This window comes from Kribbella qitaiheensis (genome assembly GCF_042657745.1).
GTDB lineage: Bacteria > Actinomycetota > Actinomycetes > Propionibacteriales > Kribbellaceae > Kribbella > Kribbella qitaiheensis.
Window position 1 is genome coordinate 148101 of sequence record NZ_JBHSKE010000002.1, and the last position, 14538, is coordinate 162638.

Here is a 14538-nt window from a genome sequence, read left to right on the forward strand (position 1 = left end):
TCCCCCGCGACGCCCGCCACTTTGTGCACAGCCTGACCAGTTCCGAGCCCGTCCAGGCCCTCAGCCGGTGCACAAGGTGCCCCACCCACAGGCAACCACCCCGACGTCTGGTCGCCGTACGGACTTGGCTGGCTGTGTCGGGGTGGCTGGGTCGAGCGGGCGACGGAGGAGGCTCGGGCCGGAGTACAGGTCACTCCGGTTTGTTGCCTACGGCACCGCCGATCTGGTACGGGGTGCTGACGCCTTCGTAGGCCAGATGCGTCATCAGGCCTTGGGAGGCGTGGGGGAGGTTGTGGCAGTGGTCCATCCAGATGCCTGGGTTGTCGGCGACGAAGGCGATCTCGTAGGTCTCGTCGTCGCCTACCTCGAGAGTGTCGATCCACCAGGGCGAGCCGGTGGCGGCCACCCCGTTGCGGGAGAGGACGACGGCGTGGTGGCCGTGGAGGTGCATGGGGTGGGCCTGGCCGCTGGTGTTGCTGATCTTCATCCGCACCACGTCCCCCTCGGCGACCATGAACATCGGTACGTCGGGGAACTTGTGGCCGTTGATCGTCCACCACAACCCCGGTACGCCGTCCAGGAACCCGGGCCGTCGGCCGATCCGGTACTCGAAGGACCGGTCCGCCTTCGCCGGGTCCAACCCCAGCGGCGCCGGAGTCCCATAGCTCAACAAATCAACGGTTTCCGACGACAACGCTTCCCCGGGAACGTCAGCGTCGGCCGGCCCGATCGCCAAAGACACAGCAGCAGAACCAGCATCCAACCGCAGGGAACCACGCGCAGGAACGACCGCCTCGAGATCCACCCGAGCCCCCGCGGCCAACGGAAACGCAGCAGTCACAGGCGTCGGCCCGTGCAGATCACGCCCGTCGACCGCGATCACCTTGTACGGCGCGCCGACCAACCCCGTCCGGACGATCGTGTTGTCCGTGTTGATCACGCGGACCCGGACCGACGTCCCAGCAGGCGCATCCACTCGCTGCGCCCCGGTCCGACCGTTGATGGTCCGCTTCCCGTCGTAGGTGTGGATCGCGGCAATCACCTCACGAGCACCGGCCGCAGTACCGCGCGGCGAGATCACGATCGTGCCGAACAGACCACCCCGGACCTCCTCGCTAGACACCTGGTGCGAGTGGTACCAGTACGTCCCCACCTGCTCCGCCTGGAACCGGTACACGTGCTTCCCCCCAACCGGTACTGCGTCCTGCGTGACCCCGGCGACCCCGTCCTCCGCGTTCGGTACGTCGATGCCGTGCCAGTGCAAGGTGGCTCCGTCCGGCACGGACTCGTTCACCAGGGTCACCTCGACGAGGTCACCTTGGCGCGCCTGGATCAGCGGGCCTGGCGAACTGCCGTTCAGGGTGAACCCGTCGACGGATTCCCCGCTGGCGAGGGTGAACTTCTGCTTCCGGGCGGTCAGCGTCACCGCGACATCCGGCGTACCGGTGGTCGGACCCACCAGGTCCGCCACGCTACGACCGCCGTGGTGCTGGTGCTCCGCGGACGACGGCCCGCCACCGTAGTCGGCGTACCCCATGTCCATCGCCGAGTAGTTGCCGGGGACGAGGCTGGTCGCCCAGAGGTAGGCCAGCGGTACGAGTACCGCCAGCGCTACCCCGAGGGCGATCAGCCGCCCCTTCCACCTAGCCACTAGTCGCGGGCTCGGCCACGGTGGAGGCTCTTCGGGACGCGGCGCCGGCCACACCGGCGATCGCGAGCCCGTTGATGCCGTGCAGGATGCCGAGCGCCGGGACCCCGAACGACACGATCGCCAGCAGGAACTGCAGGACCACCAGACCGAGGACGATGCCGGCCAGCGTGCGGCCGCGCGGTACGTCGGTCAGGAACGACACGATCAGGAACACCAGCGCGAGCAGCCCGATCGCTGTGCCGGCGATGCTGTGGTAGCTCTGCCCGAAGTTGGTGTAGTCCGCGCCGATGGTGGTCCCGTCCTCGGCGTCGCTCGCGATGGTGAACCCGGCCAGCGCGATCGACGCGACCTGGAGGACCACCGCCACCGCGATCAGGGCCGCGAGGACGCGGTAGGTCGCCCTCATGCCCGACGCTCCTGCTTGCGCTTCTTGTAGATCACGACGCCGGCCACGATCAGCAGCAGCGGCAGCACCGGCGGGTGCCCACCGCCGACCACGCAACCGATCGACGCCAGTAGTCCGACCACGGCCAGCGCGATCAGCAGCGGGAACGGGATCTTCCCGAACGGCCCCTTCGCGGCCCACGGCGGCCTCGTGCCACTCCACTGCCCCTGACCGGGACCACCCTGGCGAGCGGCGTTCGCGTCCTGCGGCGCGGTCCACGGCGGCCGCGTCCAACCCCACGGCGCACCTTGCTCCGCCTGATCCTCAGCGGCCGGCCGCTCGCCGGGAAGATCCGCGAACAACCCCGCGAGGTCCTCCTGGGTCTTCGCCTGCAGCGCCTCGCCGACACGTTCCTGGTGCTCGTCCGCGCTCAACCGCCCGGCCTCGTAGTGAGCGCCGAGCCGCTTGACCGCGTCCTCCCTCTCCTGGTCGCCAATGCGGATGCGTCCGCCCGGACTCTCCTCGTTCATGACACTCCTCGATGCTCGCGATTTCCGATGCACCGATCGTGTCCTCCGGGACCCCCTCACCGCGTCGCCTCCGCGGCTACACCTCGGCTACTCCACCCGACGCACCCTGCGCCCCTGGACGCAGTACGGCGTACTCCCGCTGGAGTACGCCGTACCAGGGCCGGGCCAGGGTCGAACCCTCAGGAGCCGGCCGACAGGATCTGGTTGACGTCGTTGTTGGCTTTGACCAGGTCCTGCGGCTGGATGTCCCAGCCGTCGGCGGCGAACGCCTCCTCCTCAGGCGATGGCCTGAACTTCCAGCAGGATCGCGCTCTCGGGCCACTGCGCCGGCACCTGTACGCCGACCGCGGCGAGGGCGGCCCCGTTGAGCTCCACCCGGCCGCCGTCGACCCACCACGGCGCCGAGTTGCGCGGCTCCGGGCCGGGAGTGGCGACCTTGCTCACCAGGTACGTGCGGTTCGGGTCGAGACCGGGCAGCCGGACGCGGCCGACGTCGGAGGTGACCGACTGGGCCAGCTGGACGGCGGAGTAGACGGCACGGGATCCGTCCTGCGCGACGACACCGTGCAGCAGGAAGTCGTCCGAGCCACGGTCGGCCCGGACCACCCGGCCGGTGTGCAGCAGCGGCCGGAGTTCCTTGTGCAGCGCGACCCACCCTGCCAGCTCGGCGCGCTCCTCAGGAGTCGCGGCGCTGATGTCCCACTCGATGCCGAAGTGGCCGAACAGCGCGGTCGTCGCCCGGAACGCCAGGCTCTGGGTCCGGCCGGTGGTGTGCGCCTTCGGCGGGCCGACGTGGCAGCCGATCAGCTCCGGCGGCAGCAGCAGCTGGGTCCAGCGCTGGATCTTCTGCCGCTCCAGCGCGTCGTTGCTGTCGCTGCCCCAGACCCGGTCGGTCCGCTCCAGGACGCCGAGGTCGACGCGAGCGCCGCCGGACGAGCAGGACTCGATCTCCAGGCCGGGGTGGCGGCGCTTGAGCTCGTCCAGCAGCCGGTACACCCCCAGCGTCTGCGCGTGGATCCCGGCGGTGCCGGTCTGCTGGTTGCCCGCGTCAACGAAGTCGCGGTTGTGGTCCCACTTGAGATAGGAGATGTCGTACTCGTTCAGCAGCGAGTCGAGCCGCTCGAGCAGGTAGTCGTAGGCCTCGGGGATACCCAGGTTGAGACCCTGCTGGTGTCGTGCGGTCGGCGGCATCCGGTTGCCGGCGGCAAGGATCCAGTCCGGGTGCTCACGAGCCAGGTCGGAGTCGGGGTTGACCATCTCCGGCTCGACCCAGAGGCCGAACTGCAGCCCCAGCCCGGTGACGTGGTCGACCAGCGGGTGCAGCCCCTTCGGCCAGATCCCCTCGTCGACGTACCAGTCGCCGAGCCCGGCGTGGTCGTCGCGGCGGCCGCGGAACCAGCCGTCGTCGAGCACGAAACGCTCGGCTCCCACCTCGGCGGCCGCGTCGGCGAGTGCCTTCAGCTTGTCTAGGTCCAGGTCGAAGTACACGGCCTCCCAGGTGTTCAGCACCACCGGGCGGTCGGTCTTCGGGTGCGTCTCCCGCGCCCGCAGATACTGGTGGAATCGTGTCGACACCTGGTCGAGGCCAACGCCGTACGAGCCGTAGATCCAGGGGGTGCTGTAGGAGCCTTGCCCTACGAGGCGGCCCTCGCCGGGGAGGAGGAGCTCGCCGCCGCCGATCACGGCGTACCCGCTCATGCCGCGTTCGGCGTACGAGCGGTGGTTGCCACTCCAGGCGGTGTGCACGGCCCAGATCTCGCCGGTGCCGAAGTCGAAGCCGCGGGTGCCGGCGATCAGCAGCAGAGTGGCGTCGGCGCCGGTGCGGCCGCGCCGGTTGTCGCGGATGTGCGCGCCCTGGGTGAACGCGTGCCGCTGCGGGACGCGCTCGCCGATGTGACGGCCGGTCATGTCGAGCAGCTCGGTCGCCTCGGTCGGCACCGGAAGCGCGAGCACCAGCCCGTCGACCGTGTACGCCGAGTCGCCGGTGTTCGTGAGCTCGGCCTTCGCCCGGACCAGGCCGGAGTCCGTGAGCTCGATGGTGAGGTCGACCTTGAGGCCGGCCTGTGGGTCCGACGCCTGGGCCTGGACCGTGTTCCCCGTCTGCTCCACAGCGGTGAGCTGGAACGACGCGGAGAAGTCGTGGCCGTCGCGGTGTCCGTTGAGCCCGGGCAGGCCGAACCAGCCGGCGGAGTACTCGGGGATGATCGCGACCGGCAGGTTGTCGTCGAGCCCGTTGCCGGCCTGGACCGCACCGGCGCCACGCCGGAGCTCAGCCAGTGCGGCCTCGTCCAGGGCCCCCAGGTCGGCACCCCAGTGCAGGACGGACGGCAGGGCAGGACCGGAGCAGTCCAGGACCAGGCTGACACCCGCCGAGCGGAGCTGCAGCACCTTGATGTTCGACACTGTTGATTCACTCTGCTTTCTGATTGCTTTCAGGACGGAACTATTTACTCAATCACGACAGGTGTCAATAGCTTCACGCAGTTAAGTAAATACCTTAGACGGCGCCTCCCCCGCTGCACAGGGCGCGCCTGATGCGGCCACGCTCAGGCGCAGAGCCGGCCACCGATCGACCGCTATCCGGTCACCTCGCGGGACGGCTCAGGCTGAGCGCAGCCGCGTCCTCGCGGGAATGCTCAGGCTGAGCGCAGGCGCGTCCGCACGAGAAGGTCGTGAAGGGCGGCGTCGGCCGTCGGCCGATCGGCCAGCTTCGAGTCGGTCTCGGCCTCGTCGAGTACTGCCTGGAGCGCGACGACATCCCGCTCGAGCAGGTCCCTGGACGGCCCGGTCAGCGGCCCATGCTCAGCCTCCGCCTTGGCCGCCATCAACTCCCCCAGATACCCCGGCGCCTCGCCAACTAGGTGTGTGAGCTGCCGAAGATCGGCCTGTACTTCACCCGCCCGCATCAGGTGGATGCCGGTAAGCAGCACCCGGAACGTGTAGAGCAGGGGCTTCAGCTCGCCCGACTTCCCGACCAGCGTCCACTGAGTACTCGCGAACCCGCGATAGTGATGCGCGTGCCACTTCGTCAGGCAGTCCGGTGCCAGAGCGACGAGTTCCTCGTGCTCCGGGGTCGTGGCGACGACGAGCGGCGACAACACCTGCTCCAGCACGTAGCCGTTGCGCCGCAGCATCAACCGGGCGAGCTTGGCCAGGTCGTGGGTGACGAGATCGACCTCGGCCTCGTTCTGGAACCAGGTGCGGTCGAGCGTCTCCGGCCCAGTGGTCAACCCGACCACCTCCTCGGCGGGCAACACGTGCACCCCGCGCAGGTCAACGTCGGAGTCCCGGCTCGGGAAGCCGTACAGGTGAGCACCGGAGACCGTTGCGAAGAGCAACTGGTAGGGCTGGTCGGCGATGATGCCGCGCAGCTCGTCGTAATCGAGCAGCCGCATGTCACGCGTCACCGATACTCCTCCGCCGGACCGATCTGAGCCAGGCGTCGACCCTACCGACATCGGGCGTGGCCGGCAGCACGGTTTTCCGCAACGCCTCGTCGAGCTCCTCGTGCAGGCCGAGCCGCCAGCGTTCGACCTCGTCCCATTCGACGGCACCGGCCTTGACCGCGAGCAATCTGTCGCGATCGGGGCCGACGTCAACGACCAGCCGGCCATCGCGCAGCAAAGTACGGGCCGCCAGCAACAACCGGATCAGGTGCATGACGTGCTTCCACTTCGGCGCCCCATCCCGTCGGAAGTCCGCCTCGAGCTTCTTGAACTGGCTCAGCACGTAGCCGGAGTACGTCTGGTACGCGAGCTGCGACAGGAACGCCTCGCGGAGTCCGACCAGCTCCTCGCCGAGCGAGGTCTGGCGGACGACCAGCGGCGAGTGGAGCACCTCGAGCAGGTTCGGGTTCGCCTTGAGCGCGAGCTCGCAGAACCGCTCGACCTCCCAGGAGAACCACTCGTCCTCCGGCCCGTCCACGTGGCTCGGCGGCTTGGCGAGCGACCAGAACGCCTCAGTCGGCGCGACGAACACCCCGCGCGTGTCCGTGTCCGAGTCATCCGTGTCCAACCCGAACGCGCGCGACCCGACCACCGCCGCGTGGATCGTGTGGTGCCGGACGAGTTCGTCGCCGTCGGGCTGCTCCACGGCGACGGCCTCGTCCTGGTACGCCGTACGCAGGCTGAGCTGGTCCCGCTGAGCCGTGGCATCCCGCCCGTCGACCAACCTCACAGCGTACCGGCCGTCCGGGGTGACTCCACTGACCCGCCCGGTGGCCCCGCGCTGCGCGGTCCCACCCGCGGAATCCGGCCGCGCCACCCGCAGTACAACCTGAGTCCCCACCGGCAACTGCGGCCCCTCGACAGACATGCCGCCCATGCTCTCGCACTCCCGGACCGCCACCACTCACCAACCTCCCGCCAGCGCCCGCGCCCGAGCGTGAGCGCCGGTTCGGGAGCGTGTTGGTGAGTGCTGCAGCTCCGGTCCGGCTTAATGACAAATGAGACTGTCAATATGAGTCTGGTGGACATGAAGCTGCTGGAGGAGCCTGAGAAGGTGCGGGCGGCGTTGTCGCCGTTGCGGCGGGAGTTGCTGCGGCTGCTGCAGGAGCCGGCTTCCGGGACTCAACTGGCGGCCGCGCTGGAATTGCCGCGGCAGCGGGTGAACTACCACCTGCGCGAGCTCGAGAAGGCCGGGCTGGTGGAGTTGGTCGAGGAGCGCCAGCGCCGGGGTTGTGTCGAGCGGATCCTCCGCGCGACCTCCGGCTCGTTCGTCGTGGATCCTTCCGTGATGGGGCGCACCTTCAGCCGGATCGGCGACCAGTACGCGGCTGAACACCTGGTGGAAGTTGCCGCCGGCACCGTTCGCGACGTGGCCCGGATGCAGAACAAAGCCGATGCCGCAGGCAAACGGCTGCTGACTTTCACGCTCGAGGCTGAGGTCCGATTCACCGAGCCCGGCGACGTGCACCGCTTCTCGGACGCGCTGACCGAAGCCGTCCGGCAGACCATCGAGGCCTTCGACGCCGAAGGCGGCCGCCCTTACCGGGTGATCGCCGGCGGCCACCCGGCACCCCGCAGTACAGAAGGAGGAAAGTCATGAGCGACGAGACCCCGGTGATCGTGGCGACGGTGGCCGCGCCGGTCGAGGAGGTCTGGGACGCGCTCCGCAACAAGGAGAAGATCCGGCACTGGCACGGCTGGGAGTACGACGGGCTGGACGCCGAGATCGACCTGATCTTCTTCACCGCGTTCACCGAGGACGCCGAGACCCGGACGCTGGGCCTCCACGGCGGCGACCGGTTCGTGGTCGAGCCGGTTGAAGGTGGTTCGAGGATCACCCTGACGCGGGCGCCGCACGGCGACGACCCCGAGTGGGACGCGTACTACGACGACATCACCGAGGGCTGGATCACCTTCGTCCAGCAACTCCGCTTCGCCCTCGAACGGCATCCCGGCGAACCTCGCCGGACGTTGTTCTACTCGGGCGCGGGCGATCGCAGTACGGGTCCGGCCGAGCAACTGGGCATCACCGCGGCGGTCGGCTCGGAGTACGAGGTGGATCTGGTCGGCGAACGCGCGACCGGGCCGGCGTGGTTCCGGTCGGACAACCAGGTGGGACTGACGGTCGACCAGTGGGGCGACGGGCTGCTCGTGCTGAGCCACGTCGGCGCCGGCGAGAAGAAGCCGAACGGTGCGGCGATGGCCGTGCTCACGCTGTACGGCGCGGATGAGGCCGCGCTTGCCGGGACCGACAAGCGCTGGACCGACTGGTGGTCGCCGCGGTATCCGTCGACCGAGTGACACGGTGGTGACAGGGCGCATACGTGCCAGCACTCTCGGTCTATCCAATCGACGTTACCCAGGAGTACATTCTCGCTGCACGGTGACCACCACGGGGTCCAAGTGGTTACCGACCTTCGGCGAGGAGGCCTTCCGGTGCTCAGTCCGCGAAGTCGTCGTTTGTCCTTGACCATCACCACTCTCGTCCTGACGGCCGGCAGCCTGGTCGTCACCACCCCCGCCGCCCACGCGGACGGCCCAGGCTCCGGTACGCCGTACGTCGTGACTGTCGGGGACTCCTACATTTCGGGTGAGGCCGGCCGCTGGGCGGGCAGCTCGAACAACTCCGAGGCACCGGCAGACGCGCTCGGCGCCCACGCGTACCACGACAACGCGGCCGGCACCGCGGAGACGATCGCCAAGTGTCACCGCAGCAGGTCCGCCGAAGCGTTCATCGGCAGCGGCGTCGGCGGGCTGAACCTCGCGTGCTCCGGCGCCCGCACGAACACCACGACCGGGGACAACTTCAAACCCGGCCTCGACTTCTACGACGACGGCGCGGGCCACCTCGGCCAGGCGAAGATGCTGCAGCAGTTCGCCTCGACCCACAACGTGAACCTGGTGGTCGCCTCGATCGGCGGCAACGACTTCAACTTCGCCTCGATCGTGACGTCGTGCGTGACCGACTTCCTGCTCTCGCCCTCGTGGTTCCCGGACTACTGCAAGGACGACTCGTCGGTGGTCGCGAACTTCACCTCGGCCAACGTCACCGCAGTACGAGGGCGGATCGCTACGTCGTTCCAGAACATCCGGACGGCGATGCGCAACGCGGGCTACGCGGACAATGCGTGGAACCTGCTGGTGCAGACCTACCCGTCCCCGATCCCGCCGGCCAGCGGCTTCCGCTACGGCCAGACCGGCTACACCCGCCAGAACATCGGTGGCTGCGGCTTCTGGAACGCAGACGCCGACTGGGCCAACACAACTGCCCTGGCCACGATCAACAACACCGTCCGAGCCGCCATCACCCAATCAGGCCTCTCGAACACCCGCCTCCTGGAACTCCAATCCACCTTCAACGGCCGCCGCCTCTGCGAGAAAACAGTAGGCCTCTACGAAGAAGTCGGCCTCTCCTCCTGGACCGCCCCCACCGCGGTCGACAAAACCGAATGGATCAACCAGATCCGCACAGTCACCACCATCGGCTCCAACTACTACATCCAGGAATCCCTACACCCCAACTACTGGGCCCAACTAGCCCTCCGCTCCTGCGTCCGCCAGTCCTACACCGGCAACCGCGGCGGCGCGTGCGCGATCTCGGGCACCGGCCTAGCCAACGGCGAGCCCCGGATGACGCTCAACTAGTCTCGGCTCAGCCCCAGCGGCCGTGCGGGCTGCCGGGGCAGGTCGGCCACACCAGGTTGGCCGGCCGGCTTGGTGAGCATCAGTTTCGGCGTCATGTCGAATTCGCCCCTTCCCATTCGACGCATGGGTAAGCCAGGGTTGAGTCGGTCAACGGGGCCGATCCCGGGCAGATGCGAAGGAGTACAGCGATGAAGGTCCTGGTTCTGGGCAAGGCGACGGAGCGGTCCGAGGCCGGCGAGTTCGGTTCCGCCGAGGAGTTCGTGGCGATGGACAAGTTCAACGAGCAGCTCGTCGAGGCTGGCGTCGTGCTGTCCGGCGACGGACTCCAGCCGACCAGCAAGGGCAAGCGGGTCGCCTTCGACGCCGACGGCAACACCAGGGTGATCGACGGCCCGTTCGCCGAGACGAAGGAGCTGGTCGCCGGCTTCTCGATCTGGGAGGTCGCCTCAATGGACGAGGCCGTCGAGTGGGTCAAGCGCTCGCCCTTGCGCGACAGCGAGGTCGAACTCCGAAAGATCCTCGACGCTGAGGACTTCGACGACTCCTTCCCGGCCGAGATCGCGGCGGCCGAGGAGCGGATGCGCGCAGAGCCCGCCGCCAAGTAGTAGTGACCTCAGCCACCCAGCAGGCGATCGACGCGGTCTGGCGGATCGAATCCGCCAGGCTGATCGCGGGCCTGGCCCGTGTCGTTCGCGATGTCGGGCTGGCCGAAGACCTTGCGCAGGACGCACTCGTCGCAGCGCTCGAACAGTGGCCCGAGTCAGGTGTCCCGGACCACCCGGGCGCCTGGCTCATGGCCGTGGCGCGCCGCCGCGGCGTCGACACGATTCGTCGCGCCTTGACACTGCAGAGCAAGGTCGAGCTGCTCGGTCGCGAGCTCAGTGATCACGAGACTCCGATGGACGAGATCGAGTTCGACCCCCACGTCGAAGACGACGTGCTGCGGCTGATGTTCACCGCGTGCCACCCGGTGCTGTCGGTCGAAGCCCGCGTGGCCCTCACCCTGAAGCTGGTCGCCGGGCTGTCGACCGAGGAGATCGCACGCGCGTTCCTGGTGCAGACGACCACGATGGCAGCACGGATCACCCGGGCGAAGAAGGCGCTCACCGAGGCCAACGTGCCCTTCGAGGTTCCGGTCGGCGGGGAACTCGCCGACCGGCTGAGCTCCGTGCTCGAGGCCGTCTACCTGGTCTTCAACGAGGGCTACACGGCCACCGCCGGCGAGCAGTGGGCACGCGCCGAGCTGTGCCAGGAGGCGATGCGCCTCGGCCGCATGCTCGCCGCGTTGGCAGCCGGCGAGTCCGAGACGCATGCCCTGGTGGCGTTGATGGAGATCCAGGCGTCCCGCCTTCGCGCCCGCACCGGGCCGGCCGGCGAGATCGTCACGCTCGACAAGCAGGACCGTGCTCGCTGGGACCGGTTTCTGATCACGCACGGTCTCGCCGCGCTGGATCGGGCCGAGGATATCGGCGGCACCGGCTCCTATGCGATCCAGGCGAAGGTCGCGGCGTGCCACGCCAGAGCACCGCGTGCTGAGGACACCGACTGGGTGCGCATCGCCTCCCTGTACGGCGACCTCGTCGCGTTGACCCGCTCGCCGATCGTCGAACTGAACCGCGCGGTTGCCGTCTCGATGGCCGACGGACCGGCCGCCGGGCTCGCGGTGACCGACGGATTGCTCGACGTCGCCGCGCTGCGCAACTACCACCTGCTGCCGAGCGTACGCGGCGACCTACTGGCCAAGCTCGGCCGCTCCGTGGAGGCACGAGCTGAGTTCGAGCGTGCCGCCGAGCTCACCTCGAACGAGGCCGAGCGCGCACATCTGCTCGCCCGGGCCGGCAACTCCTGACCAAGACTGCTGTACAGGACATGACGAAGCCCCGGCAGCTTGGGGCTGTCGGGGCTCGTCCAACTTTTCAGGGGTGGAGGTGGCGGGAATCGAACCCGCGTCCTTCAGTGTCGACTCGAGACTTCTCCGGGCGCAGTCTGCATAATCGCTTTTCTCAGCCTCAGCACTCTCGCAGACAAGTTGCTGACAGGCTCAGTCACTGTAAATGTCCCGCGTTAACCCCGTGACCGGGTTAACGAAGCTAGCTCCCTTGCTGAGGCCAGGGACCGGGTCGGAAGCACTCCCGGGCTGACCGCTTCTTTTAGCTCAGGCCGTCAGGCGGCGAGAGCGAAGCTACTGCGCTGTGAATTGGCAGTTATTGGTTTCCAGAGATCGTTTACGAGATAACCCTGGATCCTCGGCCCGCTTCCCTCGAAACGTACAACCAAAGTCGAAACCGTTCACCCCCTGTTGAGTTGTCAATCTCCCGTGGTCCGGTAGCGCTCTGACTGACCGCGGAAGGTCCACACTATCAAGTCCAACAAGGCTGCCGCACGCCAGATTCCCGTCACGCGGGGTTACTTGATCAGGCGGAGGGTGAAGGGGTAGCGGAAGTTGGAGCCGAGAAGGGTGGCCAGGCCGCCAATGCCGGTGAGGACGAACCAGACGAGGCCTACCAACGGGAACAAGAAGCTGGTGAAGCCTTCGGTGACGCCGGTGACCACGCCCAGCATGGCGAAGACGGCCAGCGCGCTCAACTGGAAGTTCAACGCCTCCACCGCGTGCTTGCGGACGGCTGGGTTCTCCCTGCCCGCGGTGGCGACGATCAGCGCCGGGCCGACGAAGAAGGTGGGGTACCCGAGCCAGTGGGCGATCGTGCCGAGGCCGCGGCCCTGGCTGTCGTACCGCTTGACCGGGGCGGGCCGGGTGAAGGCCGCCGGCACGTACGTCGGGACGGGGCGCGCCACCAGTCCGTCGAAGGTGCCGTTCAGCTCGGCCCGGGTGCGGGCCTTGAGCGCCAGTTCCAGCCGGGTGTCGAACTCGACACGCTCGACCCGGCCGTCGGCGTACATCTCTTGCAGGATCTCGACCGCTCGGTCCCGTTGGGCCGGCGTCACCAGCAGCTCTGAAGTGGACATGCCCCCAGCCTGACGCCGGACCACCCCGCAACCCATCGGGTGACGCCCGGAACCACCCCTGGGGAGACCCCTAGCCCTTCCTGCGGTCGCTCAGTGCTCGCTGGGCCTCGCGGTTCGCCTGGCGCTCGGCCAGGGCGTGCCGCTTGTCGTAGTCCTTCTTGCCGCGCCCGGTGGCGAGCTCGACCTTCACGTAGCCGTCCTTGAAGTACAGCGACAGCGGGATCAGGCTGACGCCCTGCTGCTCGACGGCCTTGATCAGCTTCTGCATCTCGTCCTTGTGCAGCAGCAGCTTGCGGGTACGCCGGGGCTCGTGGTTGGTCCAGGTGCCGTGCGTGTACTCCGGGATGTGCAGGTTCTGCAGCCACAGCTCGTTGCCCCGGACGGACGCGAAGGCGTCGACGAGGGAGGCCCGACCCAGCCGCAGGGACTTCACCTCGGTCCCGGTCAGCACGAGTCCGGCCTCCACCACGTCGTCGATGTGGTAGTCGTGTCGCGCCTTACGATTCTGCGCGATCGGCTTCTGGCCGGTCTGTTTCACCATCCGACCAGTATCCCAGACAACTCACAACCACTTCATCGGGTTAACCACCCGTCCGTCCTGGTAGACCATGAAGTGCAGGTGGCAGCCGGTCGAGTAGCCGGTGGTGCCGACGTAGCCGATCACCTGGCCCTTCTTGACCCGCTGGCCGACGCGCACCTTGTACCGCGACAGGTGGTTGTAGACCGTCGTGATCGACGAGCCCCTGATCACCCCGTTCGACAGGAACAGCCGGTTGCCGTAGCCGCCGTTGTAGTAGCGGTCCGTGATGACCCCGCTCGCGGCGGCGTGGATCGGCGTACCGCAGCCGGCGCCGAAGTCGGTGCCGTCGTGCAGCTTCCAGTAGTGCAGCACCGGGTGGAACCGCATCCCGTACGGCGAGGTGATGTAGGTGTTGATCGGGTAGCTCAGTCCCGAGGAGCTGCCCGGGTCGTCCGGTACGTCGCGCGGCGGCCGGTGCTCCTTCTTCGCCTTCGCGCGCTCCCTGGCCTCCGCCGCGGCCTTGCGCCGGGCGGCCGCGGCCTTCTCGGCCTTGGCCCGGGCGACCAGGATCGCCTGCACCCTGTTCCGCTCGGCGACCAGCGCGTTGTACTGCGCCAACTCGCTGTTCTTGTCCTTCTCGGCGGCCTTGTACGCGACCAGTCGTGCCTGGGCCAGCTTCGCGGCCTCGGCCTTGTCCCTGGCCACCTGCAGCGTGAGCGCGGTGACCTGCTGAACCGTCCGGGCGGCCTCGGCCCGCTGGGCGGCGACGATCTTCTCCGCCTGGGAGACCTTGGCGCGCTTGTTCGCGAGCTGGGCCTGGGCGTTGTTGAGCTTGGTGATCGTGTTGCCCTGGATGCCGAACACGTTGCGCTGGACCTGCACCCCGGTGGCGACGTCGGCGGGCGACGCGCCGTTCAGCACGATCGACAGCCCGACCAGGCTGTTCTGTTGCTGGTACGCCGACTGCGCCGCACGGCCGGCCACGTGCTTCTGCTCCAGGATCACCTGCTCGCCCGCGTCCACGTCGGACAGCGCGGTCTGCAGCGCCTCCTCGGCGGCCTTCAGCTTGCTCGCGGCAACCACATCGGCGGCTTTCGCGGCCGCCAGCCGACCCTGCGCCGCGGCGTACCGGACCTGGACGGCCTTGTACTGCGTCTCGGCGCGGGTGTACGACGCGGTGGACTTGGCGAGCTGGTCGTACGACTCGTGCAGGTCGGCGCGCGACTCCTGGATCTGCGAGTCGAGCTGTTTCTTCTTCGCGGCTGGATCCGGTGGCTCCGCCTGGGCAGACGGGACCACCGCCAGGACTCCGGCGGACATGGACAGGACAACGCAGCAAGCGGCGACCATCGTCGGCCGACCGGCAGGCCCGCCCAGGCGTTGCCTGAGTGTCC

General features: G+C 68.4%; 14 protein-coding genes and 1 other RNA gene. 5 read left to right on the forward strand and 10 right to left on the reverse strand.

What is annotated here, in order from left to right; all coding sequences use genetic code 11:
• Positions 1 to 190 precede the first annotated feature (190 nt).
• The 6 genes from ACFPJ1_RS00830 to ACFPJ1_RS00855 all read right to left on the reverse strand — a co-directional run bounded on the left by ACFPJ1_RS00830 (position 191) and on the right by ACFPJ1_RS00855 (position 6880).
• Entirely contained in the window at positions 191 to 1651 is a 1461-nt protein-coding gene (locus tag ACFPJ1_RS00830; RefSeq protein ID WP_380100754.1) for a multicopper oxidase family protein, read from the reverse strand.
• Positions 1644 to 2057 (reverse strand): hypothetical protein, encoded by a 414-nt coding sequence (locus ACFPJ1_RS00835; RefSeq protein WP_380100755.1) that lies wholly within the window; start codon positions 2055 to 2057, stop codon positions 1644 to 1646. Before ACFPJ1_RS00835 ends, ACFPJ1_RS00830 begins: the two co-directional genes overlap by 8 nt.
• Positions 2054 to 2566 (reverse strand): DUF1707 SHOCT-like domain-containing protein, encoded by a 513-nt coding sequence (locus ACFPJ1_RS00840; protein WP_380100756.1) that lies wholly within the window; start codon positions 2564 to 2566, stop codon positions 2054 to 2056. The genes ACFPJ1_RS00835 and ACFPJ1_RS00840 overlap by 4 nt, the downstream gene beginning before the upstream one ends.
• A 276-nt stretch (positions 2567 to 2842) precedes the next feature.
• The gene (locus ACFPJ1_RS00845; RefSeq protein WP_380100757.1) at positions 2843 to 4969 is read right to left on the reverse strand and encodes an alpha-galactosidase; all 2127 of its coding nucleotides are present in this window, start codon (positions 4967 to 4969) and stop codon (positions 2843 to 2845) included.
• A gap of 233 nt (positions 4970 to 5202) precedes the next feature.
• The gene (locus tag ACFPJ1_RS00850; RefSeq protein WP_380100758.1) at positions 5203 to 5973 is read right to left on the reverse strand and encodes a nucleotidyltransferase domain-containing protein; all 771 of its coding nucleotides are present in this window, start codon (positions 5971 to 5973) and stop codon (positions 5203 to 5205) included.
• Positions 5963 to 6880, reverse strand: a complete 918-nt coding sequence (locus tag ACFPJ1_RS00855; protein ID WP_380100759.1) for a nucleotidyltransferase domain-containing protein — start codon at positions 6878 to 6880, stop codon at positions 5963 to 5965. The genes ACFPJ1_RS00850 and ACFPJ1_RS00855 overlap by 11 nt, the downstream gene beginning before the upstream one ends.
• Positions 6881 to 7024: 144 nt before the next feature.
• On the opposite strand from ACFPJ1_RS00855, the gene ACFPJ1_RS00860 reads away from it, so the two are divergent.
• The 5 genes from ACFPJ1_RS00860 (at position 7025) to ACFPJ1_RS00880 (ending at position 11506) form a co-directional block, all read left to right on the forward strand.
• Entirely contained in the window at positions 7025 to 7612 is a 588-nt protein-coding gene (locus ACFPJ1_RS00860; RefSeq protein ID WP_380100760.1) for a helix-turn-helix domain-containing protein, read from the forward strand.
• Positions 7609 to 8313 carry an SRPBCC family protein gene (locus ACFPJ1_RS00865; protein ID WP_380100761.1) on the forward strand — a complete coding sequence of 235 codons (705 nt, stop codon included), beginning with the start codon at positions 7609 to 7611 and terminating at the stop codon, positions 8311 to 8313. Before ACFPJ1_RS00860 ends, ACFPJ1_RS00865 begins: the two co-directional genes overlap by 4 nt.
• A gap of 165 nt (positions 8314 to 8478) precedes the next feature.
• Complete coding sequence (locus ACFPJ1_RS00870; RefSeq protein WP_380100762.1) at positions 8479 to 9657, forward strand: SGNH/GDSL hydrolase family protein; 1179 nt, start codon at positions 8479 to 8481, stop codon at positions 9655 to 9657.
• Positions 9658 to 9845: 188 nt separating this feature from the next.
• The gene (locus ACFPJ1_RS00875; RefSeq protein ID WP_380100763.1) at positions 9846 to 10262 is read left to right on the forward strand and encodes a YciI family protein; all 417 of its coding nucleotides are present in this window, start codon (positions 9846 to 9848) and stop codon (positions 10260 to 10262) included.
• A 2-nt stretch (positions 10263 to 10264) separates the two neighbouring features.
• Entirely contained in the window at positions 10265 to 11506 is a 1242-nt protein-coding gene (locus tag ACFPJ1_RS00880) for an RNA polymerase sigma factor (protein ID WP_380100765.1), read from the forward strand.
• Between the two features lie 71 nt (positions 11507 to 11577).
• Here the strand turns inward: ACFPJ1_RS00880 and ssrA are convergent.
• The 4 genes from ssrA to ACFPJ1_RS00900 all read right to left on the reverse strand — a co-directional run bounded on the left by ssrA (position 11578) and on the right by ACFPJ1_RS00900 (position 14464).
• Positions 11578 to 11954, reverse strand: a transfer-messenger RNA (tmRNA) gene (gene ssrA / locus ACFPJ1_RS00885).
• Positions 11955 to 12063: 109 nt separating this feature from the next.
• The gene (locus tag ACFPJ1_RS00890) at positions 12064 to 12624 is read right to left on the reverse strand and encodes a DUF1707 and DUF4870 domain-containing protein (RefSeq protein ID WP_380100766.1); all 561 of its coding nucleotides are present in this window, start codon (positions 12622 to 12624) and stop codon (positions 12064 to 12066) included.
• A 70-nt stretch (positions 12625 to 12694) separates the two neighbouring features.
• Positions 12695 to 13165, reverse strand: a complete 471-nt coding sequence (smpB, locus tag ACFPJ1_RS00895) for an SsrA-binding protein SmpB (protein ID WP_380100767.1) — start codon at positions 13163 to 13165, stop codon at positions 12695 to 12697.
• Positions 13166 to 13186: 21 nt separating this feature from the next.
• A complete protein-coding gene (locus ACFPJ1_RS00900; RefSeq protein WP_380100768.1) occupies positions 13187 to 14464 on the reverse strand; it encodes a peptidoglycan DD-metalloendopeptidase family protein in 1278 nt (425 codons plus the stop codon).
• Between the last annotated feature and the right edge of the window lie 74 nt (positions 14465 to 14538).

Bases quoted from the DNA above. Each gene is read 5' to 3' on its own strand.
- ACFPJ1_RS00835 (WP_380100755.1), bottom strand. From the start codon at position 2,057: ATGAGGGCGACCTACCGCGTCCTCGCGGCCCTGATCGCGGTGGCGGTG.
- ACFPJ1_RS00840 (WP_380100756.1), bottom strand. From the start codon at position 2,566: ATGAACGAGGAGAGTCCGGGCGGACGCATCCGCATTGGCGACCAGGAG.
- ACFPJ1_RS00855 (WP_380100759.1), bottom strand. From the start codon at position 6,880: ATGTCTGTCGAGGGGCCGCAGTTGCCGGTGGGGACTCAGGTTGTACTG.
- ACFPJ1_RS00860 (WP_380100760.1), top strand. From the start codon at position 7,025: ATGAGTCTGGTGGACATGAAGCTGCTGGAGGAGCCTGAGAAGGTGCGG.
- ACFPJ1_RS00865 (WP_380100761.1), top strand. From the start codon at position 7,609: ATGAGCGACGAGACCCCGGTGATCGTGGCGACGGTGGCCGCGCCGGTC.
- ACFPJ1_RS00875 (WP_380100763.1), top strand. From the start codon at position 9,846: ATGAAGGTCCTGGTTCTGGGCAAGGCGACGGAGCGGTCCGAGGCCGGC.
- ACFPJ1_RS00890 (WP_380100766.1), bottom strand. From the start codon at position 12,624: ATGTCCACTTCAGAGCTGCTGGTGACGCCGGCCCAACGGGACCGAGCG.
- smpB (WP_380100767.1), bottom strand. From the start codon at position 13,165: ATGGTGAAACAGACCGGCCAGAAGCCGATCGCGCAGAATCGTAAGGCG.
- ACFPJ1_RS00900 (WP_380100768.1), bottom strand. From the start codon at position 14,464: ATGTCCGCCGGAGTCCTGGCGGTGGTCCCGTCTGCCCAGGCGGAGCCA.